Here is a 26346-nt window from a genome sequence, read left to right on the forward strand (position 1 = left end):
TCTTACTCTTTATCGGGGAACATGTTCGTCTTGATTGGCCAGGCATTTGGCGCAGCACCGCCGAACACCTGTCTTCGCCGCCATTGACGCTTCACCCGGATGCGGAGCATTTCTCCGCGTACTACGGGGCGGCACAGTCGCTTCATGTCCAATTCCGTACCCAAACGCCGGCAGCGTTCGCGCGCGGCAAAAATTGATCTTTACGACTACGCGCAGATTCCGGAACCGAAGCCGCGTGGACGTCCCGAACCAGAGTTGACCGACTGGCGCGTCACCGATGAGTGGCTGAAGCGCGTGCCGGTCACTTCGTCCGAAGTGGATGTGTTTGAGGCCTGGTTCGGTGATCTGTTCGACGATTTGTTCGGCCCCTTGGGTTCGGTTGGCTCCTTGACAAAGTTATCATCTAAAGATAACCTAATATGACAGAGGAGACATACGATCCGAGCCTTGACGCCTTGCTCGATCTCGATGGCCAGGTGCTCGTCATCGACCCTGCGGGCAGGCATTGGGTGAAGTTCGTCGTTACGCGCGTGCCCGTTAGCCCGGAGAAGCCCCATGGGCTCGACTATTCGCTGACGCTGCACGGACCTGACGGCGAGCGGCTTGTCGGCTTCGACAATGCTCATCCTGTCGGCCGCCGCAAACGCGGAGAACCGCAGGATCACCGCCACCGGCTCCGGACCGTGCGTCCCTATGACTATCAGGATGCCGCGAGCCTGATCGTCGATTTCTGGGAGACGGTGGATGCAGTGTTAAAGGAGCGAGGCGTACTGCAATGACGACGTTGAAGATCGGCATCGCCGATTATGAGGAGATGAAGGCCCGCACCATGCGGATCGCCCGCGGCGAGCAAAAGCCGGGGCCGGACGATCCGAAGGTATGGTTCACATCGACCGAGTCCTTTGCCCAGGTGCTGTCAGCCGGTAATCGCGAACTGTTGCGGACCATCGCCGAACGCGCACCGGCTTCGCTTGACGAGTTGGCGGAGATGACTGGGCGCGCCAAATCGAACTTGTCGCGAACGCTGAAGAAGATGGCCGAATACGGTTTGGTCGAGATGGAACCGGAAGGGCGCCGGCGGCGTCCGCGAGTCCTCTACGACCGTGTTTCGCTTGATCTGACGTTGACCGGCGAGGAATGGCGAAAGGCAGCGGGAGGCGCATCATGAACGCACCGCAAAACGCCGTGAAGCTCCGCGCCGCGCTTTACCTGCGCGTCTCGACGACGCGGCAGGCCGAGCATGACGTCTCGATCCCTGACCAGAAACGCCAGGGCGAAGCGTGGTGCGAGGCGCGCGGCTACGAACTCGTCGAGACCTATGTGGAGCCAGGAGCGTCAGCAACGAACGACAAGCGCCCCGAATTCCAGCGCATGATCGAGGCGGGTACGTCCAAGCCCTCAGCCTTCGACATCGTGGTCGTCCACTCATTCAGCCGTTTCTTCCGCGACCATTTCGAGCTGGAGTTCTACGTCCGGAAGCTCGCCAAGAACGGCGTCAAGCTCGTCTCCATCACCCAGGAGATGGGCGACGATCCCATGCACGTCATGATGCGCCAGATCATGGCGCTGTTCGATGAATATCAGTCCAAGGAGAACGCCAAGCACGTCCTGCGCGCGCTCAAGGAAAACGCCCGCCAGGGCTTCTGGAACGGCTCGCGCCCGCCCGTCGGCTATCGCGTGGTCGCGGCCGAACAGCGCGGCGCCAAGACCAAGAAGAAACTGGAGATCGATCCGCTGCACGCCGACACGATCCGGCTGATCTATCGCCTCGCCCTGGAAGGGGACGGAACGCGCGGGGCCATGGGCGTCAAAGCGATCGCCACGCATCTCAATGGCAGGGGCATCTTCACGCGAGACGGCGGCCGCTGGGGCATCGGACAGGTTCATCGCATCCTGACCCGGCGGACCTATATCGGCGAGCATCAATGGGGCAAGCATCGCAAGAACAAGGAGCCGACCAAGCCGGAAGACCTGGTGACGGTTCCGGTTCCGCCGATCATAGACCGCAAGACCTTCGACGCCGTGCAGAAGCTGATGCAGGCGCGCAATCCCAAGGTCGCGCCGCCACGCGTAGTGACAGGACCAACCTTGCTGACGGGGATCTGCTTTTGCGGCAAGTGCGGCGGCGCCATGACCATCCGCACTGGCAAGAGCGGGCGTTACCGCTACTACGCCTGCTCGATCAAGGCGCGTCAGGGCGAGACTGGCTGCAAGGGCCGGACAATCCCGATGGATAAGCTCGATACGCTGGTTGCTCAGCATCTGGAGGAGCGTCTGCTGACGTCTGATCGGCTGGAAGAGGTTCTCGTCGATGTGCTCGACCGACGGCAAGAGCGCGCTGAGCGCCGCCGTGAGCACATCGCCGAACTGAACCGGCGGGCAACGGAATCGGAGCTGCGGCTGAAACGCCTTTACGACGCCATCGAGATCGGCGTCGCCGACCTCGACGATCCGGCGCTGAAAGAGCGCATCGCCGGTCTGAAAGTCCTTCGTGATCAGGCGAAAACCGACGCGGAACGCGCCGAAGCCATGCTCGACAGCGCCACTCATCAGGCCGTCACGCCGGAAATGATCGAGAGATTCGCCGCAGCGGCCCGCGAGAAAATGCGGTTGGAGGGCGGCGGCTATCGGCGCGATCATCTGCGCGCGTTAGCTCAGCGCGTCGAGGTCGACGAGCGCGAAGTGCGCATCATGGGATCGAAGAACGAGCTTCTGAGAACCCTAGCCGCCGCAAATAGCGCAGAATCGGCGGCGAACGGCGTGCCCAGTTTTATACCGAAATGGCGGAGAGGAAGGGATTCGAACCCTCGATACGCGTTAACGTATACGCCCTTAGCAGGGGCGCGCCTTCAGCCACTCGGCCACCTCTCCAGCGCGGAATATGGGGTCTAGAGAAACCCCATCCTGATCGCAAGCCCCTGAATTCGGTGGAGCCGTCAAAATCTCCACGAAAGCACGGCCAAACTCAATTGCACGCACAACTGCTACATATGTGGCGTTACGTATGGTCGGCCCATCCCTCTGTGCTAATCTCCCCTCTAATTCTTGCCAGAGACCCCGATAATGATGACCGACTATTTCAAACCCGTCCCGTTCGACCTGTTCAAATCCGATAAAAAAGCGTTCGGAGATGCGCTCTGCCGCTCCTTTCGAGAGACAGGGTTCGCAGTGGTGTCCGGCCATACAGTCGATCAGGGCGTGATTGACCGCAATCTGGATGCGACCAAGGCTTTCTTTGCTCTGCCGGACGCGGAAAAGCTGAAATACGACGGACGCCAAGGGGGTGGCCAGCGCGGCTATACGGCCTTTGGGACGGAAAACGCCAAAGGCAACGCTCATGCCGACCTCAAGGAATTTTGGCACACCGGCCGCGCCCTGCCGGAGGACAGCCCCTATCGCGCGACGATGGCCGACACACCCAGCGTCCCGGAAGTACCCGCCTTTGACGGAGCCACAACCGCACTTTTTGATGCACTGGATGAAATGGGCCGAGAAATTCTGGAAGGTGTCGCCTTGCATCTTGGGCTCGCCGAGGATTGGTTCGACGACAAGGTCAATTTCGGCAACTCGATCCTGCGTCTGCTCCACTACCCCCCGCAGCAAACTCCTCCACCCGCTGACACGGTCCGCGCCGGCGCGCATGAGGATATTAATGTCATCACGCTGTTGCTGGGTGCTGAGGAGGCCGGCCTCCAGGTCTTGCACAGTTCAGGCGAATGGCTGGACGTTAATCCGCCCGCTGGCGCGCTGGTCATCAATTGCGGAGACATGCTACAGCGCCTGACGGGCGGTGTACTGCCGTCGACAACGCACCGCGTGCTTAACCCATCTGCCGAGCGCGCAAAATTCCCGCGCTACTCGACGCCCTTCTTTCTGCATTTCAATCAGGATTACCTGATCGAAGCGCTACCTCGCTGTGTCGCTGAAGGCGGCAAAGCCGAAGCCCCGATCGCGGCTCAGGATTATCTCATGGAACGGCTCCGCGAGATCGGCCTCGTAAAGGCCTGACGTAGACCTAATGCTCCGCTGCACTAAACGGTCACAGACATCGAACACTCTTTTGGACGGGAAAATGTTAGCGTTGACATAAATAGCCACTCCCCCAATGATTGCGCTAACGAAACGTGGTCGACGCGACACTTATGGGGAGGGAATTATGACCGATGCTTACACGGGCACGAAGCGCCGGCTTGCGATTGGCGCCTTGGCGACCACCTTGTTGGCGACCGCTTGCGCCACGCCTGTGCAAGCGCCTACCGCACCCGCTGACACCGTCGTTTCTGACATTTCCGAGGCCAGAGCCTGCACGCCGAATGTGAGTCTGACGAGTGCATCACAGCGCGTACGTTCGTTGGTGGCCCAGATGACCATTGATGAAAAACTCGGTCAATTAAACCAGGCCGCAGGTGGCCGCAGCAAGTCGCTGAATTCAAAGCTCACCCCTGAAGAACTCGGCAAAGTCCGGAATGGCGAGATTGGCTCCTATCTTCATGTTGCGGGCGCTGAGCCGCTGGGTGAGCTCCAAAAGGTCGCCATTGAAGAAAGCCGTCTGGGCATCCCGCTCCTCTTTGCGATGGACGTAGTTCACGGCTACCGAACGATTTTTCCGGTACCACTGGCAATGGCGGCATCATGGGATCCAGACGTCTGGCGGGAAGCCACCGTCATCTCCGCTGACGAGGCGTCGTCAGCAGGCCTTCACTGGACGTTCGCCCCGATGGTCGACATTGCGCGTGACCCGCGATGGGGCAGAATCGTCGAGAGTGCTGGTGCGGACCCATATCTGGGGTCTCGTATGGCAGTCGCGCAGGTCGAGGGCTATCAGGGCGAAAGCCTGGCAGCCCCAAACACCATTCTCGCTGCGACGAAACACTTCGGCGCATATGGTGCCCCAACTGGCGGCCGCGACTATGGGTCTGCTGACATCAGCGATCAAAGCCTGTTCGAAACCTATCTGCCTCCCTTCTACGCCGCCACGAAGGCTGGCACCGGCTCCATGATGACGGCGTTCAATGATGTCGCCGGGGTTCCGTCCACAGCCAATGAATATCTCATCGATGATGTATTGCGGGGCGAGTGGGGCTTTGACGGCATGATCGTGTCCGACTGGAATGCAGTCGCTGAATTGATGAATCACGGCGTGGCCGAATCTGAAGAACAGGCGGGAGTGCTTGCCCTGCGCGCGGGCGTCGACATGGACATGACCAGCATGGTCCTGCCAACCAGGATCAAGACCGCTGTGCAGTCAGATGAATGCCTGACACATGATCTCGACGCGGCAGTTGCCCGTATACTGACGACAAAAGAGCGATTGGGCCTGTTTGACGAACCGATGGACTATCACGATGCAGAACGGGAAAAGACAACTCTGCTGAGCCATGAATTCCGACGCACAGCACGCGAAGCCGCGGTGAAATCAACGGTGCTCCTGAAGAATGAAAACCAGGTTCTGCCACTCTCCAAATCCCCTCAGAAAATCGCCGTTATCGGTGCCTTGGCGGAAGACAAGCTGACTCAGCTCGGCTCTTGGCGTGCACAAGGCAAGGTCGAGGATGTCGTCTCATTGCTTGAGGGCCTGCAACAAAACGCTCCTGACGGCACCACCATTACATATGCAGCCGGCGCGCATCCTTCAAATGACGCGGATTCTTCTATTGAGGCTGCTGTGGAGATTGCGTCGGCCGCCGATCATATTCTCTTGGTGATCGGGGAGGATTTCGACCTGTCCGGGGAAGCGCGCAGCCGCTCAGATATTGCCCTTCCCCAGAACCAGTCCGCCCTCGCCGCGGCGATGTTTGAGATCGGCAAACCCGTTACGATCATATTGGTGACGGGACGGCCGCTCGCAATGGAACAGGAAGTTGGAGCCGCTAATGCCGTGCTCAACACATGGATGCTGGGCATTGAAGCCGGAAACGCGCTGTCTGACGTGATATGGGGTGATGTCTCCCCTGCGGGTCGCCTACCTATCGAATTTCCGCGACGCACCGGTGCGGTGCCGCACACCTATTCCGAATATCCCGGTGGGCGCCCCGCTGACCCGGACCTGTCGAAAGACACGAACCGGTTCATCGATATTCCGATCACGCCGCTTTTCCCCTTCGGTCATGGACTGACCTATTCCAGCTTCGAATATGGTGACCTGATCGCAACAACCGATGCAGATGAATTCACCTTGAGCATCAAGGTCACAAATTCCGGAGACGTCGATTCTGATGAGGTGATTCAGCTGTATATGCGTGATCCGCTCGCCACGATTGCCCGACCGAAACGAGAACTGCGCGGATTCAAGCGAGTCCATATCCCGGCTGGTGAATCCCGCACAGTGAGCTTCACCCTGACCCCCGACCAGATGGCGTACTACACGGCACGGGACGGCTGGATCGTAGAACCCGGTAAGATCGAATTCATGGTGGGTGCATCCGCTGACGACATTCGGGCGCGCGCGGAGGTCATCATTGATCAGGCTTACCACACGAACGTTCCAGCCAGCGCAATTGCCACAAGGACACATGTAGAATGAAACAAACGCGACGTGGCTTCATGGGGTCTGCCGCCGCAGCCACCCTGATTTCGGCTTGCGCCACCACTCCGATCGGAAAGGCGTCCAATCCCGATCTCGAGATCTTCGATGCGGAAGCCCATTCCCTGTTGGATATTTTCGCAAGACTGGAGGTTTTGGCCTCCGGTTATACATGGAGTGAAGGGCCGGTCTGGGATCGCGCACGCAACTGCCTGTATTTTACCGATGTACCGGAGAACATTGCGTGGAAATGGTCAGAAGCCAGCGGCGCGACGGAATTCCTGGCCCCTTCGGGCGTTGCACGTGAGCAGGCGACGGGTTTCCGCGAACCGGGCGCCAATGGATTGGCTATTTCTCACGATGGCTCACTTCTCATCTGCAACCATGGTCGTCGCGCGGTCGAACGAATGGACTTCGAAACCGGGCATCGTGAGATCATTGCCGCCACGTTCAATGGCAAGAAGTTCAACAGCCCAAACGATGTTGTCGAAGGGCCTGACGGAAGCCTGTTCTTCACCGATCCGCCCTATGGGCTGGAGGGCATGAATGACTCTCCCCTGAAGGAGCAAGATGCCAACGGCGTGTACCGTCTGTCACCAGATGGAGAAATCACCCGCCTTATCGATACAATGACTTTCCCGAATGGCATCGTGCTGTCACCAGACAGCCAGACACTCTATGTTAGCCAATCGGATCCCGACCAGCCGGTCATCCTGCGCATGGCACCTGATGGTTCTTCCAGTTCGGTGCTTTTTGACGCCAAGCCGTTCATGTCCGACACGGCTCCGGGCCTGCCGGACGGGATGGCTGTGACGCGTTCGGGTCACATCTTTGCAACGGGCCCGGGCGGCGTGTTCCTTCTGGCCTCGGACGGCAAACCCCTTGCCCGGATCAACACCGGCAAGGCAACTGCCAATTGCTGCTTCGGCGACGCAGACGGCCGCACACTTTACATGACCGCACATGACACACTCATGCGCATCAGAACGACATCAATTGGCCTCGCATGGAGCTGACCGAAGCGATCCTCGTCTACCGCCCCCTGCTGGCAACCGGGTTTGGTATTGCGGCACTGCTTGCGCTGATATTGCGTGCGCGGATGAATGCCTTCGCGGCCCTGCTACTGGTCAGCATATTCAGTGCCCTGGCTGCGGGCATGGCCCCAGAACAAGCCTTCGATACATTGGCAAAAGGCCTGGGCGGCACGCTGGGGTTCATTGCCACAGTCATCGGGCTTGGCGCGTTGTTCGGCGCGATCCTGCAGGCCTCTGGGGCGCTCGATGCCCTGGCTTCAAAACTCTCTACCTCATCCAGCTTCAAAACGAACCAATGGAAGATCGCCGGCATTGGCTTGTTGGCGTCCACACCTGTCTTTTTCGATGTTGCCCTCATCATACTCGCACCCCTGATCCTCACCATGGCTCATGACCGGCTGAAACCCGCCATGTCTCTTGGTCTCCCGCTCATGGCAGGGCTCGCGGTCGGCCACGCTTTCCTACCGCCCACGCCGGGACCGATCGCCATCGCGGAGCTGATAGGCGCGGACCTCGGCTGGGTTATCCTCTTCGGCGCAATAACAGGCTGCGTCGCGCTGGCCGTATCCGGTCCGCTCTTCGCGGCGTTTTTGGAGCAGCGCAACCGCATGCCAATCGGCAATCCGGCCTTCGAACTGGACGAAACCAGCAATCATACAACCCGGCCCATCCCACAGCCCGAACGGGCCATATTCCTGATTACGCTGCCACTCGTCCTGATTCTGTTGGGCACGCTTGCGGGAATCTTGCCGGACGGCCCCATCAAATATGTGCTTGAAATCATCGGGCATCCATTTAGCGCGCTCCTGATTGCATGCGGCGCATCCTGGCTGCTGCTTTATCCAAAGACCGTCCAGAGCCGGAAATTGATGTCGGACGCGATGGCCCGCGCATTCGAGCCTACAGGCGCAGTCATCCTCGTCACTGGCGCGGGCGGCGCGTTCAAGCAGGTTCTTGTGGACACAGGCGCTGGCGAGCAGATCGCAAATGCCGCGCTTGGTCTGGGGTTTGGTCCGCTTCTGGCGGGCTATGTACTCGCCGTCATCCTGAGGCTCGCCCAAGGCAGCTCCACGGTTGCCATGATAACGTCAGCCGGCCTGACCGCGCCCATTGTGGCGATGGCCGATCTCTCCGCCCCGCAGCTAGGTATTGTGGCCATCGCGATTGCCGCGGGCGCAACAACCGGCAGCCATGTGAATGATAGTGGCTTTTGGCTCGTTGGACGGATCTTCGGCATCACGCCAGGTGAGACACTGCGTACATGGACCGTCTCTACCACGCTGATCAGCGTGGTAGGATTTTTGATGTGCCTGATCCTGTACGCAGCACTCGCGTTGTTCTGATCAGATCAGGCCCGCAAGCGGCGAACTTGGATCCGCATACATCTTTTTTGGCATCCGCCCGGCCAGATAGGACTCTCGACCGGCGATCACCGCATGTTTCATGGCATTGGCCATCCGGATCGGATTCTTCGCGGCGGCAATGGCCGTATTCATCAGCACGCCATCACAGCCCAGTTCCATGGCAATCGCGGCGTCCGAGGCCGTTCCGACACCCGCATCGACAATCACCGGCACTCGTGTCTGCTCGACAATGAGACGGATATTGACCGGATTCATAATTCCGAGGCCTGACCCAATCAAGCTACCGAGCGGCATGATCGCGCAGCAACCTGCGTCTTCCAGCATCTTCGCGTAGACCGGATCATCGGAACAATAAACCATGACCTCAAACCCATCGGCGATCAGGGCTTTGGCTGCCTCAAGCGTCTCCGGCATGTTCGGATAGAGCGTCTTCTGGTCAGCCAGCACTTCCAGCTTCACCAAATTCCAGCCACCGGCCTCGCGCGCCAGGCGCAGCGTGCGAACAGCTTCATCCGCCGTGTAACATCCGGCTGTATTTGGCAGATAAGTAAATTCGTCTGGTTTCACAAAGTCTGTCAGCCGCTCTTCGTTCGGGTCCGACAAGTTCACGCGCCGCAAAGCCACGGTGACGATCTCCGCGCCAGCAGCCCGCGCTGCATCCGCGTTCTGTTGATAAGTCTGATACTTGCCCGTGCCCACGATCAGGCGGGAATTATAGGATTTGCCGGCGATGATAAGGGGATCTGTCAAAATTCTAACCTGTCTGGTCTGCAAGAGCTGGATGGCGCAAATAGCTGAGATCGCAAGCGATCAGCCACCACCCACGAACTGAACCACTTCTATCTTGTCGCCGTCCTCAATCACAGTGCTGGCATGCTCTGACTTCGGCACGATTTCGAGATTTCGCTCAATCGCAATGCCGCGCTGATCCCTGCCGGACTCGCCTGCCAGTTGAAGCACCAACATGGCCAGCGTCAGGCCAGGTTCGACTTCGCGAGATACGCCATTGACTGTAATCAACATTCGGGTTTTCTCCGTTCACCAGCCCCCTTGCCTTGCCCGGCGTTACAGCGCAAGACGGAAGACTATGACCAAGCCCGTATATGTCCTTGGAGGCCCAAACCTCAACCTTCTCGGCTCACGCGAGCCCGAGATTTACGGGCACGAGACCCTCGCTGACATCCATGCACGTCTCGAAGCGCTGGCAGATGGAACACCGCTGGAGCTTCGCCAGACGAATCATGAAGGCGAATTGGTGGGCTGGATTCAGGAGGCATCTGAAAAGGGCGCCGCCATCATTCTGAATGCTGCAGCCTACACGCATACATCCATTGCTCTTCACGACGCGCTGAAAGCGTGCAAAATCCCTGTAATTGAAGTTCATTTGTCGAATCCTGCGGCGCGCGAAGCGTTCCGCCAGGTGAATTACGTATCCCCCGCTGTGAAGGCCACGATTGCAGGCCTTGGCGCCTATGGTTATGAGCTGGCGCTAATGGCGGCAAAGACCCTCACGGGCAAATAAGAGACCTGACATCCCATGAGCACAACGAAGAACAAGCTGGATACCGGACTTGTCCGGGAACTCGCAGCCATTCTGCGGGAAGCAGACCTTGGCGAAGTTGAAGTTGAACATGAAGGCCTACGCATCCGCGTCAGCAAACCTGCTGCGCCGGTTGTGCAGGCCGCTATGGCCGCGCCGGTCGCTGCACCGGCTGCCGCTGCTCCGTCAGCAGCTGCCCCTGTCACCACCACAGACGCTCCACCTCAGACATCTGACAACGCCATCAAGTCTCCGATGGTCGGCACCGTATACCTGTCGCCTGAACCCGGTGCGAAGCAATTCGTCGGCGTTGGCGACAAGGTGAAAAAGGGCGACACGATCTTGCTCGTTGAAGCCATGAAGACTTTCAATCCGGTCGAAGCCGACAAGGCCGGTACCGTCAAAGAAATCTACGTCACTGATGCCCAGCCAGTTGAATATGGCGAAGCTCTCATTCTGATCGAGTAATATGGCTGACCAACCCGTTATCAAGAAGGTTCTCATCGCAAACCGCGGCGAGATCGCGCTGAGGATTCACCGCGCCTGCAAGGAAATGGGACTGTCCACCGTGGTCGTCCATTCCGAAGCAGACAGCGACGCCATGGCTGTGCGCCTCGCGGACGAGAGTGTCTGCATCGGGCCTGCGCCATCGTCCGAAAGCTATCTGAAGAAGTCGCAGATCCTTGCCGCTGCCGAGATCACCGGCGCGGACGCGATCCATCCGGGATACGGCTTTCTGTCGGAGAACGCCCAATTCGCCGAAATGGTCGAAGCACATGGGCTCGCGTTCATTGGTCCTACGGCCGAGCATATCCGCATCATGGGCGACAAGATCGCTGCCAAGGCCGCAATGATAGAAGCGGGCGTGCCGTGCGTACCCGGTTCAGAAGGCGCTTTGTCGTCTATTGCCGAAGCCAAGAAGGCCGCCAAGAAAATCGGCTTTCCGGTCCTCGTAAAAGCATCTGCTGGCGGCGGCGGCCGAGGCATGAAGCTCGCCAAGACTGAAGCAGACCTCGAAAATGCCGTTCGAACCGCCAAGACCGAAGCCAAGGCTGCATTCGGTGATGATGCCGTGTATCTTGAGAAATATCTTCAGGGCCCGCGTCACATCGAAGTCCAGATCATCGCTGACACGCATGGCAATGTAGCCCATCTCTGGGAGCGCGATTGTTCGCTGCAGCGACGTAACCAGAAAGTCTTCGAGGAAGCGCCCTCGCCTGCTCTGAATCAGGCCCAGCGTGAAGAGATCGGCGGCATCTGCGCCCGTGCGATGGAAAAACTTGGTTATCGCGGCGCCGGTACGGTCGAGTTCCTCTATGAAGACGGTAAATTCTACTTCATCGAAATGAACACGCGGCTCCAGGTCGAGCACCCTGTCACCGAAATGATCACAGGCATCGACCTGGTGCGCGAACAAATCCGCATTGCCGAAGGGAAGGAACTCTCATTCCGGCAGGAAGATGTCATGCTGGTCGGTCACGCCATCGAGTGCCGGATCAATGCCGAGCACCCAAAGACGTTCGTGCCTTCCCCGGGCCTGATCACAGACTTCCACGCACCCGGCGGACCTGATGTCAGACTCGATAGTGCGGCCTATTCGGGCTACCGCATTCCTCCTCACTACGACTCGCTGATCGGCAAATTGATCGTGCACGGGCGAACCCGCCGTGAGTGTATCATGCGCCTTCGCCGGGCCTTGCAGGAAATGGTCATCGGCGGGGTCTTCACGACGCTGGATCTGCACCGCGAACTCGTCGAGAATGAGGATGTACTCGAAGGTGAATACAATATTCACTGGCTCGAAAAGTTTCTTGAAAATCAAACTGATACAAAAAAGTGAGCATTTTTCACCTTTCGCGTTCCACAAGGATCGACAAAGGGTAGACATCACATAAGCCGCTGGTTCATATAATTCCATGTCACAGCGGTTTAGTTCATCCGATCTGCTTGCTTGCTATCGTCGGGGGATTTTCCCCATGGGCGATGCCCGAAATGACCCGAACTTGTTTCTGGTCGACCCTGATATGCGAGGGATCATTCCGCTTGGTGATTTCCACGTGCCCAAGCGCCTGCTCCGAAAGGTCAAGCAGGATCCGTTTCGCGTGACCATTGATCAGGCCTTTACGCGTGTCATGGAATTGTGCGCTGAGAGTGCAAAGGGGCGCGAAAGCACCTGGATCAACTCGCCCATTCTGAATCTGTACAGCTCGCTCCACCGCGAGGGCCACGCCCATTCCATCGAGTGCTGGGACGGCGACAATTTGGTCGGCGGCCTTTATGGGGTGGCACTTGGCGGCGCCTTCTTTGGAGAAAGCATGTTCTCACGCGCGACGGACGCGTCAAAGATTGCGCTGGTCCATCTGGTGGCGCATCTTCTCGAAGACGGTTTCGTCTTGCTCGACGCGCAGTTCCATAATCCCCACTTGGAGCAATTCGGGCTTATCGAAATACCCCGTCAGGATTTCAAGAAACTCTTGAAAGACGCCCTCACTGTAGAGGCCAAATTCTATTCGAACTCCGCATCCTCTTCGGACGGACGTGGTGCGAGCTTCACAGGCTCCGGCGCAGCGCAGCGTATTACCCAGATATCATAGACAGGATGTTCAAGCGCGCTGAGTCCTGGCGATGAAGCATACATCCAGCCCGAAAAGAGTTCTGGATTATCTTCGCTGACGGTTTCGACATCCTCCGCATCGACAGCAGCTTCCATCGTCTCAACAGCCACGGGCTGGGTCGAGGCGATCTTGAGAAATGCTGCGCTTTCCGGCGCTTCCTCCGGCGGGGTCTGGTAACAGACCTGCAGTTCGACCTTCAGGGATCCGAAGACAACCGGCTCACCCACTTTCACGTCAATATCCGTGGAGCGGCCGGTAATCTTGTCGAGCGCGCGCAACGTGGCCGTATCCTTCTGGACGAAGGTGGCCGCGTGTCCGGCGCCCCCAACGAGGGCGGCCAATGCAAGTGCAGAGACCATCATACGCATTATTGGTAATCCTCATCCGGATATGCATCGTCTGCTGTGGCATCTGGGCGGGCCGCCGGGTCGGACGCACCATCACCACCGCTGCCTGAAGCAAAGGACGCAAACAGGGTCAGCAGGTCTACGCTGCCACGCGTATACTTGATCTCACCAGACCCATCCTGAGGGATATTGTCGAAGCTGCCGCCTGGTTCCAGAGCCACATAAGCTCCGCCGAGAAGACCGTCAGTCGACACCCGGGCATCCGTATCGTCCGGCAGGGCCCATTTTTCATCCAGGCTGAGCGTTACAACCGCCTCAAACCGCTCCGGATCACCCACGATGCTTTTGACGATGCCAGCCTTCACACCGGCAATACGCACATCGGAACCGCGCGAAATGCCCGATACATTGTTGAAACGCGCCTCAAGCTCGTACTGATCACCTTGCGACTGGGTTTCTCCACCGCGGTCGATCGCGAACCAGAGGAAGATACCAGCCACCGCGACCACGGCGGCGCCAATCAAGGTTTCGAAGAGTGATTCACGCATCGGGGTTCCATGCCTCATAGTCGCCTGATGCCTTCTGGCGTGCCATGTCAGTCGACAAGCTGCCCTTCGGCTTGGTGGCGTAAGGAGTGCCCGTCATATTGGGCTTGTGGTCCGTTTCCCATTCACGGCGCGTAAGCGGCGACTTGGTGGGCGGATCTTCGACAGTATGATGCAGCCAGCCATGCCAGTCCGCAGGCACCTTGGATGGCTCGGCCAGGCCCTTGTACATCACATAACGACGCTTGCGCCCTTCGAGAGACGGCTTGCGCTCCTCGAAATAGCGGTTGCCGTATTCGTCGGTCCCGACATAGCCAGAGCGCCGCTTGATATCAAAAGCCGCTCCGATCGTATTGCCGCTCCACCAGGTAAAAATCTGTTTCAGCATCGTGAGGATGTCCTGACCTGTCTTGTTGGCCGTAATATGGCGTTATCCGGGCAGTTAATCCATACGGCAGCCGCAGGCAATGCGACGCACGTTTTTATGATCTGACCGCTAATTTTGCTGCCGGAATGGTTGATACCCCTGACCGGAACCGTCACGCTCGAATATGTGATTCGCTGGTGATTCGCGGGAGGGTTTAATGAAAACTGCAGAGATTGCGTCCATTGTGGAGGCCGCCGAGACTGACGGCCTGCTTTCTCCGGAGATGGAGTTCGGAACCGCCTTCCGGGCCGCGGGAAAACGGCGGCGGCCGATTACTGAAGAATCTCTGAGAAATGTTGCGTCCGCCTATGCGTCTGCTGGTTTGCTCGGCGCGTCCCAGATTGCCACCGCCGAAATGCTGGAACGTCTGGGCAATGCACCACGCAATGCAGAATTGGCGGAGGCCGTGGCATCAGGCCTACCGCAAGACATACTTGAAGAAGCGCTGCGTCAGCCAGACGGTTTTGCACGCACGGCGGAGGCCTTGAGAATCGCCGCTGCCAATAACCAGCCTCCCCCCGCAGCAGTCTTCAGCGCAGAATCGGCCGATCCGGAATTCGACACTCTGCTATTAAGTGCCCTCAAAGAAGGCGCTGAAATCCTTCTTGCTCAGGATGACCTCGCTCCGGCACGTACCGCTTGTCGGTTGCTGGATGTCTCGCTGGCAGTCAGCCCCGATGGACTCGAAACAGATTTGTTGAGCTCTGTGGCGGAAGCAGCTGGCAAAAGCGTCGGAGACGGCCTGCTCCTGATACAGGGTCTCGGCGCAGCCGTGCTTTCGCTTGGCCTCTCCTATGATAGCGACGACGGACGTTCGGTAGCGGCTGCGATATGTGCCCTTGTAAAGGCCCATGCAGCCGGCTCATCGCTAGCCGCAGGCCATGCCAGCGTACTCGGTCTCGAGGCACGCAGAGCAACGTCCCGGAAATCCTGTACGGTTGCCATTCTGCCCATCACAGACCTCGCCGATTTGATGCCTGAATGCGAAAGCGAGGGCGCTGGGCCTGTGCGCACCGTACTGGCCTATTCCGATGACGGCCCGACCCTGGCGCGATGCGCTCGACTGGCGATATCACGTACCGCGCCAGAATCTCTCCCAACAATATTGGACCGGGTGGCCAATTGTGGAGGTGAAGACCTGGAAGCCGCCCTTGGGGCAGACCGTTTGCGAGACCGCGGCTTCTCCGAAGCTGCCCTCGACCGGGTTACACGCGCGCTCAGCGACGGACTACCCCTGAACGCCGCCTTCTCCCGATGGGTATTGGGTGACGAGATCATCAGCGAAGATCTGAAACTGGCCCCAGAGAATTTCGATTCGGATGGTCTCGCACTTCTCTCCGCGATGGGGTTCTCCAGAAAAGATATTTCAAATGCTGAAGCTGCCGTTGACGGTACGGTCGAAGATGTTGCCACCCAGGCCTTTCGCCAATGCGGGCTGGACCTTTCTGTTGGTGAAGAAGCTGAACTGGCTTTCGCGATGGCGTGTTCCGAAGCGCTTGGCGGGCAGACGACCGTCCGGGTGAATGGGCGAGACGGTCTGGATTTGGCCGACAAGGCTATCGAGGCAGGCCTGTCCGCCCTGTTGATCGGCATACGGGCATCGGCAAACGAAGAAGTGGCCGAGCGCATGGACCATATTCTCAGCCTCGCCGACGAGCTGGCGGCAGAGGCCGAGATTCCACACCAATCCCCTCAAAGTTCGGCTCTCACGGGTCACGGTCCAAATGCCCGTACCCGACTCCCTGATCGCCGAAAAGGCTATATCCAGAAGGCATCAGTCGGCGGTCACAAGGTCTACCTCCATACGGGCGAGTTTGATGATGGTGCGCTCGGGGAGATTTTCCTTGATATGCATAAAGAAGGCGCCGCTTTCCGGAGCCTGATGAACAATTTTGCGATCGCCACCTCTATCGGTCTGCAATACGGTGTGCCGCTGGAGGAATTCGTCGACGCCTTCGTGTTTACCCGGTTCGAGCCGGCTGGTGCCGTCACCGGCAATGATCGCATCACCAAAGCGACCTCCATTCTAGACTACATCTTCCGCGAACTCGCCGTGTCCTATCTCGGCCGGGACGACCTCGCCGAAGCCGATGTCACCCATGACGGCCTCGGTCGGGGCGCTGGGGACGGAACCCGCGAAACTGCAGAGTTTACGGAAGAAGCCGCCCAGTTGATCTCACGTGGCTTCTCACGCGGGCAATTGCCGGACAATATCGTCATCCTGGACAAGAAACGCGAAGAAAAGCTTTCCGGTGAGGAGGGCGACGATGAGACGTTGAACGCGCCAGCCTACCTCACCGACGCGTGCCCGAATTGTGGTAGCTTCACACTGTTCCAGATCAGCGAGGACGGGGATGCCGAGTGCGATACGTGTGGGCAGGAATTACAGGATACGAGCGAAGTTCCGTCCTGATTACTTCAAGATGATCAATAGAAACCGGCGGTTCTTTCTCCGAATTTCGGTTAATCGCTGTCTTCCAAGGCATGGCGGAATTGCAACACTTCCCGTGTTTTAGGCAGTCCTTACTGTTTGTTCAGTTTGGGGTAACAAAATCAGGCGTTATCCATGTTCCATGATCCGCTTGGTACATGCACTTCTTACCGCATCCGCCATGTCCTTTGTCGCCTTGTCGGCACAGGCACAGAGCCAACCCGTGGCCTGGTCCCCCGGTTATGCAGGCGCCTGCGGGGAGTGTGACCTATCCGGCAAGAATTTGACTGGCTGGTCCCTCGCTGGCGGAAACTATTCCAGCGCGAACATGGAATACGCTTTCATGCGTGGTGTTCAGGCTGGCAATGCCAATTTTGAGAACGCTAATGCGACCAGCGCAGACATGCGGGGCGCCATTCTTACCTCTGCTCAATTCGCTGGAGCCATTCTGTCTGATGCACGTCTTCAGGGTATTCAAGCATCTGGAGCTGATTTTCGGAGCGCAAATGTTCGCGGCGCGAATCTTCAAACCGCCTTGCTTGTTGGAGCCAATTTTGCTTCGGCAGACCTGACGGGATCCCGGATGGAATCGGCAGACCTGTCAGGCGCCAATCTCACCGGGTCCTGGCTAAACGAAACGATTCTGGCTGGCGCCGTCTTCAACGGCTCAAACATGACCGGTTCCCAACTGCGGAACGCGGCTGTGCATGGCGCCTCATTCAAGGACGTCCGCTTCATTGACGCCGACCTGTCCGGCCTGAAAGGCGCTGAAACCGCAGACTTCGAGGGCGCGTGCGTCTCGCTCAGTTCCACCCTTCCAGCGACCCTTACCCTGCCGCTCTGCGGCACAGCCGTCGCGCCTGCGGCCTTTGCCAGCAAATAGACTTGCAAACGCAAGTCAATGAAAAGGGCGGAGCGCTTGGCCCTCCGCCCTTTGTAATTTGGGATGCGGCGTAATGCTTACGACTTCATCTGCGGCGCGAGGCGAATGTGAAGCTCTTTGAGCTGCTTTTCGTCCACAGGGCTCGGGGCCTGCATCATCAGGTCACGCGCCTGCTGGTTCATCGGGAACAGCGTAACGTCGCGGATATTCTCGGCATCAGCGAGCAGCATGACGATCCGGTCTACGCCCGGCGCAATGCCACCATGTGGTGGCGCGCCGTAGCGGAATGCGTTCAGCATGCCGCCAAACTCCGCTTCCACAACGTCAGGGCCATAACCTGCCAGCTCGAACGCTTTCAGCATCAGTTCCGGGCTGTGGTTCCGGATCGCACCAGAGGACAGTTCCACACCGTTACAGACGATGTCGTACTGATAAGCCTTCAGGTCCAGTTGCTTCTCTTCAGTATCAGCAGCCAACAACGCATCCATTCCGCCTTGAGGCATGGAGAACGGGTTGTGGCTGAAATCGACCTTCTTGTTGTCTTCGTCATATTCGTACATCGGGAAGTCGACGATCCAGCAGAGGCGGAACACCCCATCCTCGATCAGGCCCAGCTCTTCGCCAACCTTTGTCCGCGCGGCGCCTGCGAGCTTGTAGGCGTCGCTTTTCTTGCCGGCCGAGAAGAAGATGCCGTCGCCAGCCCCCAGACCGAGCTTCTCAAGAAGCGCCGCGAGATGGGCAGGTTCGAAATTCTTCAGCACAGGATCCTGGCTGTCGACACCGCCGCCATCGGCCTCTTTTAGACGCGCATAGCCAAGTCCTGGTGCCTGCATTTCCTTCTTCGCCCACTTGTCGAGTTCGTCGAAGAATTTGCGGGATTTCTCCGCAGCCGCCTTGGGTGCTGGGATCGCGATCACGCGACCACCCCCGCCGATGATCTTCGCGAAGATGCCAAACCCAGTCTTGCTGTCATCCTCGAAGAATTCGGACACATCCGCCAGTTCGATCGGATTGCGCAGGTCCGGCTTGTCGGAGCCGTATTTCGCCATGGCTTCGGCATAGGGGATGCGCGGGAACACTCCATCCGGAACTTTTCGGCCCTTGCCTTCCCAGTTTGCGAACTCCTCGAACACACCCGCCATGACGGGCTCGATCGCATTGAACACGTCCTCCTGCGTGACAAAGCTCATTTCGATATCAAGTTGATAGAACTCGCCCGGTGAGCGGTCTGCGCGCGCGTCTTCATCGCGGAAACAAGGCGCAATCTGGAAGTAGCGGTCGAACCCCGACACCATCAGCAATTGTTTGAACTGCTGCGGCGCCTGCGGCAGCGCGTAGAACTCGCCCGGATGGATACGGCTCGGCACGAGGAAGTCGCGCGCGCCTTCAGGGCTCGACGCCGTCAGGATCGGGGTCTGATATTCCGTAAAGCCCTGTTCGAGCATGCGGCGGCGCAGGCTGGCGATCACCTGACTGCGCAGGATCATGTTCTTATGCAGCGTCTCGCGGCGCAGATCGAGATAGCGATGCGTCAGGCGGATCTCTTCCGGATAGTCCGGTTCACCAAACACAGGCAGCGGCAGCTCGGCGGCTTCCGACTGGACGGTAACTTCGCCCGCCACGACCTCGATCTCACCCGTGGCCAGATTCGGGTTCACGAGGCCCTCATCGCGGGCCACGACCTTGCCTTCCAGCGTGATCACGCTCTCCGCACGCAGTCGCTCAACCGTGCCGAAACCAGGTGAGCCCGGATTGAACACGATCTGCGTCAGGCCGTAATGATCGCGCAGGTCGATGAACATCACCCCGCCATGATCGCGGCGACGGTGAAGCCAGCCAGACAGTTTTACGGTTTCACCGACATGGGACTTGCGAAGTTCCCCACAGGTGTGGGAGCGATAGGCGTGCATCGGAAACTTTCTCCGGAAATACGGTCCAACAGAAATAAAAGCGCGAAAGGCATTCAAGCTCTCGCAATTGTCAAGGCGATGCGATACGCAAGCGCGCGATGACTGACAACACCCTGACTCCCATTACTGAGCAGTCCGCACTGGAAGATCTGTGCGGAAAGCTCGCTGAATCCGACTTTATTTGCGTCGATACCGAGTTTCATCGGGAGACGACCTACTGGCCGGAACTCTGCCTCGTCCAAGCCTCCGCCCCCGGCGTAGAAGGCCTGATCGACCCATTGGCCGAGGATTTGGACATCGGTCCCTTCCTCGATCTGATCGCCGCAGACAACCGGGTAAAAGTGTTTCACGCCGCCCGTCAGGACCTCGAAATATTCAACCGTCTGATCGGCCACCCACCCGGCCCGATTTTCGATACCCAGGTCGCCGCGATGGCGCTCGGCCTTGGCGATTCGATTTCATACGACAATCTCGTTCAGCGCGTGCTGAAGCGCCAGATCGACAAATCGAGCCAGTTCACAGACTGGACCCGCCGTCCACTCAGCCAGAAACAACTGGTCTACGCCCTTGGCGACGTAACGCATTTGCGGGACGCCTATCTCAAAATGCGCGATGAGCTGGAACAGCTTGGACGCCTGGGATGGGTGCGCGAGGAAATGGCAGATCTGGAAGATCCCGCCAAATACGATACCGACCCCGCCAAGGCATGGCAGCGACTCAAATTGCGAAAGCCGAAGAAAGACTATGCAGCCATTGTCGTGGCCGTTGCCGCCTGGCGCGAAACCATGGCGCAAGAACTGGACAAACCACGCCGCCGGATCCTGAAGGACGACGCGATTCAAGAAATCGCCAGCCAGAAACCGCGCTCCGAGGGCGATTTCGGCCAGCTCCGCGCAGTGCCAAATGGGTTCATTCGGTCGAAATTCGGCAATGGCCTGCTCGAGGCAGCAATCGATGCCATCGACAATCCAGACAAGTACGCGCCCGAGCTTGGCCCGCGGGTCCAGAACGCCCAGATCCCCGCTGGTGCGCCCGAATTGCTCAAAGTGCTCCTCAAGCATGTCAGCGAGGAGAATGACGTCGTGCCCCGCCTGATCGCAAATGCGGCCGATATCGACCGGATCGCTCGCGGTGAGACGGGTGACGAAATTGCCGCCATGTCAGGCTGGCGTTATGACATGTTCGGGAAACGCGCACAGGCCCTGCTGAATGGGAAACTGGCCGTATCTTTTGAGGGCGGTCAAGTCAGACTGTTCGACGTCTAGGCTGCTCAGCCTCAACTAATAATGACATCCGATTTCAAACGCAGCTGGCTCGCCGTTTGCGAAAGCCTGCGCTCGACCGTATCCGAAACCATCGCCTCATCGGCTTTCGACACTTTCAACTGAAGCGTATCATGCGTGCGAACCAGTCTGGCCCGCTGAAGGATCGGCCCTGACCGACCCGAGAACACAGCCCCCAGTCGCATCGCACTCCCGATCTGGCGGGCGCGCTCATCCTGCTCCGGCGTCGTGAGCGCGACATACTCATCCGGTCTCTTGAAGTCTTTCTGGTAGCGGCATCCAATGGCATAGGCGATCAGAGCGCGTTCGCCGTGCGAGACGCCGACATAAGGCGCCCTGAGCGCTTGATCATAGGCCATGATGGATCGGTGATCCGGATGGAACCGCCCGGCACTGTCAGCCATCATGCAGGCCGCCTTCTCGATTCTTATGTCCGCGGCAGGCGATCCGAACAAGTCCGGCTCGGGGGCCAGGGCCGGCGCGATGAAATCATGCAGCGCTTCGCCGAACAGGATCTGGTTCTTGTCCAGCCGCGCGAACGCGATCGCGCCATCCATCAGCGGATCGTGCAAAGGCGCGCCCAGCGCATCCCGCAGCACGCCTTCCCGCAAGCCTGCCGAGGAAATGGTCACGCCCTCCAACCGGCTGTTGCCAAGAATTTCCTGAAGCAGAATCGCCGCGACCGGCAAATGCTTGGCGCGGCGTTTGTCGACGTTTTCCAGCATCGCCCGCGCCGTCGAACTGGTTACGCTGTCGAAGCAGAGCTTTGCTGCCTTGTCGACCTGGGATTTCGACATCTGATAGCCCTGCAGCACTTTGAGCGAATAGTCCTCGATCTGCATGTTCAGCTTTGCCACGGTCCGCCATGCGCCGCCCACCGCATAGAAGCGCCCCGTCGATTTTGCCAGCACATCAGACGTCTTGAGCTCCGCCCGTATGGTACGGCGCAGCGCCTTCAGATCAATATCCCCCTCGACCAGAGAGAGCGGGCCAAGCATCAGGCTCTCCCCGTCTGCGGCCTTGCCGCCGATTTGCTTGAACTCAAGACTAGATCCGCCAAGATCGCCGATCATGCCGAGTGGCGCATGGAAGCTCGCCTCTACGCCAACGGCCGACAAGCGTGCCTCATCCTCTCCCGACAGAACCACCACGCGCCGTCCCAGCGCCTTGGACGCCAGGCTGATGAACTCCGGACCATTCTCGGCTGACCGCACGGCTGCAGTTGCCACAGCCGTGTAATGCCTCAAGTGCAAGGCTTTCAGGATCGCGCGATACCGACCAAGAGCCTTCAACGCCGATTCAACACCAGTTGGCGAAAGCTGCCCCGTCTGCATCAAGCCCTGACCCAATCCGGCCATGACTTTCTCATTGAAGGTCGGAAGGATTGAAGCGCCCAGAACATCGTAGATCACCAGACGTACCGAGTTTGACCCGATATCGATAATTGCCGCACGTTCTGATTTGGGAAACATCAAACCTAAACGCCTTCGCGAGGTTTCAGACGTGGCGGCAGGCTGACTTCGAGCGCGCTCCCGCGTCCAGACAGGCTGGGATTGTCCATGAAATATGTGTGGGCCGAGAAAGTCTCTGTATCGGGACGCAATTCCATTCGCTCATAGACGCCGTCTTCTCCCATGATCCAACTTTGTTGTTCGTCATTCAGATTGGCGACCATGATCTGGTTCAGCACCTGACGGTGAACGGTTGGATTTTCAACCGGCACCAATGCCTCGACACGTCGGTTCAGATTTCGCGGCATCCAGTCCGCAGACGAGATAAACACTTTGGCCTTGGGCGATGGCAGAACCTCCCCATTGGCAAAACAGACAATTCGGGAATGTTCCAGGAATCGACCCACAATGCTCTTTACAGAGATATTATCAGACAAGCCCGGAACGCCGGGACGCAGGCAACAGATGCCGCGCACAACCAGAATGATCGGCACGCCCGCCTGGCTGGCCGAATAGAGCGCATCAATCACTTCGCCATCGACCAGCGAGTTCATCTTCGCCCAGACGCCGCAGGGTTCGCCCCGGCGCGCCGCGTCTGCCTCTGCCTCAATCATCCCGATGAGTTTCTCTTTCATGTCGAGTGGCGACATGGAAACCTTTTCCATCACAGGACCGACAGAGGGTGGCTCGCGATAGGCCGTCACAAAGTTGAAGAGCCGATTGGCGTCACGACCCAGCGCCGCATCCGCCGTGAATAGCGACAAGTCTGTGTAGATCCGCGCATTGATCGGATGGTAGTTGCCCGTCCCGTAATGCGTATATGTGCGCAGCTCATCACTTTCGCGGCGCACCACAAGCGACACTTTCGCGTGGGTCTTGTACTCGATGAAACCGTAGACAACCTGAACACCCGCGCGCTCAAGGTCGCGTGCAAGTCGCAAATTGGCTTCTTCATCAAAGCGCGCCTTGATCTCGACCAATGCGGTAACATTTTTTCCGGCCTCTGCCGCTTCCACCAGGGCTGCGACAATCGGTGAATTCGCCGTTGTTCGGTAGAGCGTCTGCTTGATCGCAACGACTTGCGGATCGGCTGCGGCCTGCCGGATGAACTGGACTACAACATCAAACGTCTCGAATGGATGATGAACCAGAATGTCCTTTGCACGGATCGCCGCAAAACAGTCACCCCCCATCTCGCGAATACGCTCGGGGTAGCGCGGCTCATAGGACGGGAACTGCAGGTCTGGCCGATCACTGACAATCAGTTCCGATAGCTGTGCCATTCCAAGAATGCCATCATAGAGAACGATGTCGGCTTCTTCAGCGCCGATCTCATGCGTGATCAGTCGGCGCAGGTCTTCCGGCGCACTGGATTGCATTCGGATACGAACGATCCGGCCCCTGCGACGTTGCTTCAGCAACACTTCGAATTCGCGGATCAGATCTTCGGCTTCTTCCTCGATCTCGATGTCGCTGTCACGGATCACACGGAACAGGCAGCGGTCTTTCTCCTCAAACCCGGGAAAGAGTTCATCGATGAACATGCCGATGACATCTTCCAGCGCAATGAAGCGCAAATTGCCCTTGGTGCCTTTGGGCAGGCGAATGAAACGCCGCACAAAGGCCGGCAATGGAATGATGCCTACATGGGCATCTCCATTCCCCTTGGCGACCAGATTGATCGCAATCGAAAAGCCCAGATTCGGAATGAACGGGAACGGATGCGCGGGATCGACTGCGAGTGGTGTCAGGACCGGGAAGATGTTTGACCGGAAATACTTGTCCAGCTCAACCCGGTCTTTCTTGTTCAGTTCCTTCACGCCCAGCACATGAACGCCTTCGGCATTGAGTTCCTGCTTGAGGCTGCGCCAGCGCACTTGCTGTTCGGCGATCAGGTTCAGGGAAGCCTCTTCAATCCGTTCCACCTGCTCGGCTGGGGTCAAGCCATCCTGACTGGCTTTGACAACGCCGGCCCGCACCTGTTCGCGCAGGCCCGCATAGCGCACCATTTCGAACTCATCGAGGTTGCTCGCCGATATCGACAGGAACCTCAGGCGCTCAAGAAGGGGATGGTCGGTGTTCGACGCTTCTTCCAGCACACGCTGGTTGAACTCCAGCCAAGACAATTCCCGGTTCAGGAACCGCTCCGGCGAATTCATCATCTGCTTCTGGGTTCCAGACTGTCCATCGGCCATGATGCCAAACTCCGCAATTCCATTCAATTCTACAGCATGGACCTCTGATCGGGGTCGGCCCAGCCCAATTCTTCGACGACTTCCCGGGCCAATGGCACCGACGGTGCCCGGCCCGCTTCGGTCACCTTATCATTCAATTTCTCTATAAATATTTCGATAGCCTCATAAGAAAGTTCCAGTCGGGGTACCAGATACTTAATGACCTCAGGCTCAAGCTTCAGGAAATAGCGCTCGGCAGCGGATTCCAGCCGCGCCTTGAGCATTTTTTCGTCAGGCTCCCCAATCTCGATCACCGGCAGTGCCATGAGGCGGGATTTCAAGTCGGCTGACTGGGTTTGCCATTGGCTCGGATGGTGCTTTGAAGTCAGCAGGACATGCCCGCCTTCAGCCGTTGCCGAATTGATCAGTGTCAACAAATTCTCGGATTTCTTGACGCGGTCGGCATCGTCCACCGCGACAAATCCCGACGCCAGCGCCGCCAGGCCGCGTGATTTCAGACGGGAAAACTCCTTGGCGACATGATAGCTGCCTTCAAATTCCTGACACCAGGCGCGCGCCAGAACAGACAATCCGCAGCGCGGCGGCCCCAACAGGCAAATGACAGGAAACGGCCAACTCTGCGGCGCGCCGAGCACCGCCAAAGCGCTCTCATTGGCTTCCGTCACCAGAAGCGCATCAAGCGTGGGTTCTTTTGCAGGAAAGCCGAGGCTGAGCTGGCTCGGCTTGTAGGGCCTGTTCGGGTTCGCCGGGTTCACGGTTCCCCCGACGACGACACCGCGGACCGGACAATCCAGCCATAATCATTCTCGGACAGGGAAACCCCGCGCTGCAGCAGATCGTTCTGCAGGCGCGGTGGATCGCCCGCATAGGAAAAGGCAACCATCGCCCCGTCACGCGCAATCGCGTCAATGCGGAATTCCGAGATCAGAGGCGACCGGGCCAGCGCACCGCGCAACGTGTTCCACTCGATCAGAGATGTGTAGCGCACACTCGCCGTGGCCGGGGTCCGCTCGCCGCTGCGGATCACCGAGGTACGCTTCCAGTTTTCATCGAGCAGTCCGAGCATCGCATCGACTGCGCCGTCCAGCGTTTGGGCGAAAGGCGTCGTGCCCACAGGTTCAGTGCCCGCTGCCGTCACGGTCGACACCGTGACGCGCCATGCGCCATCGCGGCCAGACAGGTCCGCCAGAATACCTCGGCGCGCGCCCATGGCAGACGCCTCCGGTGACAGTTCCATCCAGCTGCTGAAGGCGCTGTATCCGGGGCTGTTCGAGGTCACATAGGGCGACAGCGTCTCATCGCGGCCTGTTCCGAGCGCTTCGCGCCAGGCAGCCTCCAGTCCGGCCGATGACGCCAACGGGATCAACAGTCCTTTGGGGCCTTGCGTGTCAACATAAGGCACCGAGAGCGATTCCAGATGCGCCCGCACCATGCGCGGATTATAGACCATCGCCAGCGTGCCCTTGTAGCGACCGTTCCCGGCCGTCTCTTCCTGCACATCCACGGCCGCTGACAAGCGGTTCGCGAGTGCGGCATCGATTGGGATGCCCCCGGCAGACACACGGTCATCGGCCAATGTGATCCGGTCGATCAGTACCCGGGCCCCTTTGATCCGGGCTGCAGCCATGGCACGCTCACGCGCCTCGATCAGCGTGCCGGCAGATTCGTCCACTTCGATATCTGAAACCGTGTAGACATCCCGCGTATCAGCGGAGGCGCCCAACCCGAGGGCAACCAGGGCGAAAAGGGACGCAATAAGGATACGAATCATGGTCAACGGCCTCCGTTTAGACCTCTT

General features: G+C 58.6%; 24 protein-coding genes, 1 tRNA gene and 1 pseudogene. 15 read left to right on the plus strand and 11 right to left on the minus strand.

What is annotated here, in order from left to right; genetic code table 11:
* Nucleotides 1–144: 144 nt before the first annotated feature.
* The 4 genes and pseudogenes from B3527_RS06210 to B3527_RS16965 all read left to right on the plus strand — a co-directional run.
* Complete coding sequence (locus B3527_RS06210) at nt 145–423, plus strand: hypothetical protein (RefSeq protein WP_206740500.1); 279 nt, start codon at nt 145–147, stop codon at nt 421–423.
* A complete protein-coding gene (locus B3527_RS06215; RefSeq protein WP_009802169.1) occupies nt 420–779 on the plus strand; it encodes a toxin-antitoxin system TumE family protein in 360 nt (119 codons plus the stop codon). The genes B3527_RS06210 and B3527_RS06215 overlap by 4 nt, the downstream gene beginning before the upstream one ends.
* Nucleotides 776–1168, plus strand: coding sequence for a helix-turn-helix domain-containing protein (locus tag B3527_RS06220; protein WP_009802170.1), 393 nt, complete (start codon nt 776–778; stop codon nt 1166–1168). Before B3527_RS06215 ends, B3527_RS06220 begins: the two co-directional genes overlap by 4 nt.
* Nucleotides 1165–2811 (plus strand): annotated as a pseudogene (locus B3527_RS16965) (recombinase family protein); the annotation flags it as partial. The gene B3527_RS06220 and the pseudogene B3527_RS16965, both read left to right, overlap by 4 nt.
* Here the strand turns inward: B3527_RS16965 and B3527_RS06230 are convergent.
* A tRNA-Ser gene (locus B3527_RS06230) sits at nt 2782–2871 on the minus strand. The pseudogene B3527_RS16965 and the gene B3527_RS06230 sit on opposite strands and share 30 nt — an antisense overlap.
* A gap of 192 nt (nt 2872–3063) precedes the next feature.
* Between B3527_RS06230 and B3527_RS06235 the strand changes: the two genes are divergently transcribed.
* The 4 genes from B3527_RS06235 (at nt 3064) to B3527_RS06250 (ending at nt 8900) form a co-directional block, all read left to right on the plus strand.
* The gene (locus B3527_RS06235) at nt 3064–4008 is read left to right on the plus strand and encodes an isopenicillin N synthase family dioxygenase (protein ID WP_290479105.1); all 945 of its coding nucleotides are present in this window, start codon (nt 3064–3066) and stop codon (nt 4006–4008) included.
* Nucleotides 4009–4156: 148 nt separating this feature from the next.
* Nucleotides 4157–6523, plus strand: a complete 2367-nt coding sequence (locus B3527_RS06240; protein WP_290479106.1) for a glycoside hydrolase family 3 N-terminal domain-containing protein — start codon at nt 4157–4159, stop codon at nt 6521–6523.
* Nucleotides 6520–7539, plus strand: coding sequence for an SMP-30/gluconolactonase/LRE family protein (locus B3527_RS06245; RefSeq protein WP_290479107.1), 1020 nt, complete (start codon nt 6520–6522; stop codon nt 7537–7539). Before B3527_RS06240 ends, B3527_RS06245 begins: the two co-directional genes overlap by 4 nt.
* Nucleotides 7530–8900: a GntP family permease gene (locus B3527_RS06250; RefSeq protein ID WP_290479108.1), complete on the plus strand. Its 1371-nt coding sequence runs from the start codon at nt 7530–7532 to the stop codon at nt 8898–8900. The genes B3527_RS06245 and B3527_RS06250 overlap by 10 nt, the downstream gene beginning before the upstream one ends.
* Here the strand turns inward: B3527_RS06250 and B3527_RS06255 are convergent, their stop codons facing one another.
* Nucleotides 8901–9671, minus strand: a complete 771-nt coding sequence (locus B3527_RS06255; RefSeq protein WP_290479109.1) for a thiazole synthase — start codon at nt 9669–9671, stop codon at nt 8901–8903.
* 60 nt (nt 9672–9731) lie between these two features.
* On the minus strand, nt 9732–9944 hold the full coding sequence (thiS, locus tag B3527_RS06260) for a sulfur carrier protein ThiS (protein ID WP_290479110.1): 213 nt from the start codon (nt 9942–9944) through the stop codon (nt 9732–9734).
* 64 nt (nt 9945–10008) lie between these two features.
* Here thiS and B3527_RS06265 point away from each other — a divergent pair, with 64 nt between their 5' ends.
* The 4 genes from B3527_RS06265 to aat all read left to right on the plus strand — a co-directional run bounded on the left by B3527_RS06265 (nt 10009) and on the right by aat (nt 13055).
* Entirely contained in the window at nt 10009–10443 is a 435-nt protein-coding gene (locus B3527_RS06265; RefSeq protein ID WP_290479111.1) for a type II 3-dehydroquinate dehydratase, read from the plus strand.
* Nucleotides 10444–10458: 15 nt separating this feature from the next.
* The gene (gene accB / locus B3527_RS06270) at nt 10459–10929 is read left to right on the plus strand and encodes an acetyl-CoA carboxylase biotin carboxyl carrier protein (protein WP_290479112.1); all 471 of its coding nucleotides are present in this window, start codon (nt 10459–10461) and stop codon (nt 10927–10929) included.
* 1 nt (nt 10930) lies between these two features.
* Nucleotides 10931–12301, plus strand: coding sequence for an acetyl-CoA carboxylase biotin carboxylase subunit (gene accC / locus B3527_RS06275; RefSeq protein WP_034813286.1), 1371 nt, complete (start codon nt 10931–10933; stop codon nt 12299–12301).
* 76 nt (nt 12302–12377) lie between these two features.
* Nucleotides 12378–13055, plus strand: a complete 678-nt coding sequence (aat, locus tag B3527_RS06280) for a leucyl/phenylalanyl-tRNA--protein transferase (RefSeq protein WP_206993067.1) — start codon at nt 12378–12380, stop codon at nt 13053–13055.
* Here the strand turns inward: aat and B3527_RS06285 are convergent.
* The 3 genes from B3527_RS06285 to B3527_RS06295 are packed head-to-tail and all read right to left on the minus strand — an operon-like array spanning nt 12968 to nt 14356.
* On the minus strand, nt 12968–13444 hold the full coding sequence (locus B3527_RS06285; RefSeq protein ID WP_290479113.1) for a DUF2155 domain-containing protein: 477 nt from the start codon (nt 13442–13444) through the stop codon (nt 12968–12970). The two genes, aat and B3527_RS06285, sit on opposite strands and share 88 nt — an antisense overlap.
* The gene (locus B3527_RS06290; protein WP_290479114.1) at nt 13444–13971 is read right to left on the minus strand and encodes an outer membrane lipid asymmetry maintenance protein MlaD; all 528 of its coding nucleotides are present in this window, start codon (nt 13969–13971) and stop codon (nt 13444–13446) included. Before B3527_RS06290 ends, B3527_RS06285 begins: the two co-directional genes overlap by 1 nt.
* Entirely contained in the window at nt 13964–14356 is a 393-nt protein-coding gene (locus tag B3527_RS06295) for an NADH:ubiquinone oxidoreductase subunit NDUFA12 (protein ID WP_034813292.1), read from the minus strand. Before B3527_RS06295 ends, B3527_RS06290 begins: the two co-directional genes overlap by 8 nt.
* 196 nt (nt 14357–14552) lie before the next feature.
* Here B3527_RS06295 and B3527_RS06300 point away from each other — a divergent pair, with 196 nt between their 5' ends.
* Both B3527_RS06300 and B3527_RS06305 read left to right on the plus strand, forming a co-directional pair.
* Nucleotides 14553–16808, plus strand: a complete 2256-nt coding sequence (locus B3527_RS06300) for a hypothetical protein (RefSeq protein ID WP_290479115.1) — start codon at nt 14553–14555, stop codon at nt 16806–16808.
* Between the two features lie 160 nt (nt 16809–16968).
* Nucleotides 16969–17709: a pentapeptide repeat-containing protein gene (locus B3527_RS06305; protein ID WP_206993065.1), complete on the plus strand. Its 741-nt coding sequence runs from the start codon at nt 16969–16971 to the stop codon at nt 17707–17709.
* Nucleotides 17710–17786: 77 nt separating this feature from the next.
* On the opposite strand, the gene aspS is transcribed toward B3527_RS06305, so the two are convergent.
* Nucleotides 17787–19619: an aspartate--tRNA ligase gene (gene aspS, locus B3527_RS06310; protein WP_290479116.1), complete on the minus strand. Its 1833-nt coding sequence runs from the start codon at nt 19617–19619 to the stop codon at nt 17787–17789.
* A 98-nt stretch (nt 19620–19717) separates the two neighbouring features.
* On the opposite strand from aspS, the gene rnd reads away from it, so the two are divergent.
* Nucleotides 19718–20884 (plus strand): ribonuclease D, encoded by a 1167-nt coding sequence (gene rnd, locus B3527_RS06315; RefSeq protein ID WP_034813294.1) that lies wholly within the window; start codon nt 19718–19720, stop codon nt 20882–20884.
* 11 nt (nt 20885–20895) lie between these two features.
* Here the strand turns inward: rnd and B3527_RS06320 are convergent, their stop codons facing one another.
* The 4 genes from B3527_RS06320 to B3527_RS06335 are packed head-to-tail and all read right to left on the minus strand — an operon-like array spanning nt 20896 to nt 26319.
* Complete coding sequence (locus B3527_RS06320) at nt 20896–22374, minus strand: Ppx/GppA family phosphatase (RefSeq protein WP_206993063.1); 1479 nt, start codon at nt 22372–22374, stop codon at nt 20896–20898.
* Nucleotides 22375–22379: 5 nt separating this feature from the next.
* Nucleotides 22380–24548 carry an RNA degradosome polyphosphate kinase gene (locus B3527_RS06325; RefSeq protein WP_206993062.1) on the minus strand — a complete coding sequence of 723 codons (2169 nt, stop codon included), beginning with the start codon at nt 24546–24548 and terminating at the stop codon, nt 22380–22382.
* A gap of 29 nt (nt 24549–24577) precedes the next feature.
* Nucleotides 24578–25303, minus strand: a complete 726-nt coding sequence (locus tag B3527_RS06330; protein WP_206993061.1) for a DnaA ATPase domain-containing protein — start codon at nt 25301–25303, stop codon at nt 24578–24580.
* Complete coding sequence (locus B3527_RS06335; protein ID WP_290479117.1) at nt 25300–26319, minus strand: hypothetical protein; 1020 nt, start codon at nt 26317–26319, stop codon at nt 25300–25302. Before B3527_RS06335 ends, B3527_RS06330 begins: the two co-directional genes overlap by 4 nt.
* Between the last annotated feature and the right edge of the window lie 27 nt (nt 26320–26346).

This window comes from Hyphomonas sp. UBA4505 (assembly GCF_002388685.1).
GTDB lineage: Bacteria > Pseudomonadota > Alphaproteobacteria > Caulobacterales > Hyphomonadaceae > Hyphomonas.

Bases quoted from the DNA above. Each gene is read 5' to 3' on its own strand.
- B3527_RS06240 (WP_290479106.1), top strand. From the start codon at position 4,157: ATGACCGATGCTTACACGGGCACGAAGCGCCGGCTTGCGATTGGCGCC.
- aat (WP_206993067.1), top strand. From the start codon at position 12,378: ATGTCACAGCGGTTTAGTTCATCCGATCTGCTTGCTTGCTATCGTCGG.
- accB (WP_290479112.1), top strand. From the start codon at position 10,459: ATGAGCACAACGAAGAACAAGCTGGATACCGGACTTGTCCGGGAACTC.
- B3527_RS06305 (WP_206993065.1), top strand. From the start codon at position 16,969: ATGATCCGCTTGGTACATGCACTTCTTACCGCATCCGCCATGTCCTTT.
- B3527_RS06220 (WP_009802170.1), top strand. From the start codon at position 776: ATGACGACGTTGAAGATCGGCATCGCCGATTATGAGGAGATGAAGGCC.
- B3527_RS06325 (WP_206993062.1), bottom strand. From the start codon at position 24,548: ATGGCCGATGGACAGTCTGGAACCCAGAAGCAGATGATGAATTCGCCG.
- accC (WP_034813286.1), top strand. From the start codon at position 10,931: ATGGCTGACCAACCCGTTATCAAGAAGGTTCTCATCGCAAACCGCGGC.
- B3527_RS06300 (WP_290479115.1), top strand. From the start codon at position 14,553: ATGAAAACTGCAGAGATTGCGTCCATTGTGGAGGCCGCCGAGACTGAC.
- B3527_RS06235 (WP_290479105.1), top strand. From the start codon at position 3,064: ATGATGACCGACTATTTCAAACCCGTCCCGTTCGACCTGTTCAAATCC.
- B3527_RS06215 (WP_009802169.1), top strand. From the start codon at position 420: ATGACAGAGGAGACATACGATCCGAGCCTTGACGCCTTGCTCGATCTC.
- B3527_RS06335 (WP_290479117.1), bottom strand. From the start codon at position 26,319: ATGATTCGTATCCTTATTGCGTCCCTTTTCGCCCTGGTTGCCCTCGGG.
- B3527_RS06320 (WP_206993063.1), bottom strand. From the start codon at position 22,374: ATGTTTCCCAAATCAGAACGTGCGGCAATTATCGATATCGGGTCAAAC.
- B3527_RS06295 (WP_034813292.1), bottom strand. From the start codon at position 14,356: ATGCTGAAACAGATTTTTACCTGGTGGAGCGGCAATACGATCGGAGCG.
- B3527_RS06285 (WP_290479113.1), bottom strand. From the start codon at position 13,444: ATGCGTATGATGGTCTCTGCACTTGCATTGGCCGCCCTCGTTGGGGGC.
- B3527_RS06290 (WP_290479114.1), bottom strand. From the start codon at position 13,971: ATGCGTGAATCACTCTTCGAAACCTTGATTGGCGCCGCCGTGGTCGCG.
- rnd (WP_034813294.1), top strand. From the start codon at position 19,718: ATGACTGACAACACCCTGACTCCCATTACTGAGCAGTCCGCACTGGAA.
- thiS (WP_290479110.1), bottom strand. From the start codon at position 9,944: ATGTTGATTACAGTCAATGGCGTATCTCGCGAAGTCGAACCTGGCCTG.
- B3527_RS06245 (WP_290479107.1), top strand. From the start codon at position 6,520: ATGAAACAAACGCGACGTGGCTTCATGGGGTCTGCCGCCGCAGCCACC.
- B3527_RS06210 (WP_206740500.1), top strand. From the start codon at position 145: ATGTCCAATTCCGTACCCAAACGCCGGCAGCGTTCGCGCGCGGCAAAA.
- aspS (WP_290479116.1), bottom strand. From the start codon at position 19,619: ATGCACGCCTATCGCTCCCACACCTGTGGGGAACTTCGCAAGTCCCAT.
- B3527_RS06250 (WP_290479108.1), top strand. From the start codon at position 7,530: ATGGAGCTGACCGAAGCGATCCTCGTCTACCGCCCCCTGCTGGCAACC.
- B3527_RS06265 (WP_290479111.1), top strand. From the start codon at position 10,009: ATGACCAAGCCCGTATATGTCCTTGGAGGCCCAAACCTCAACCTTCTC.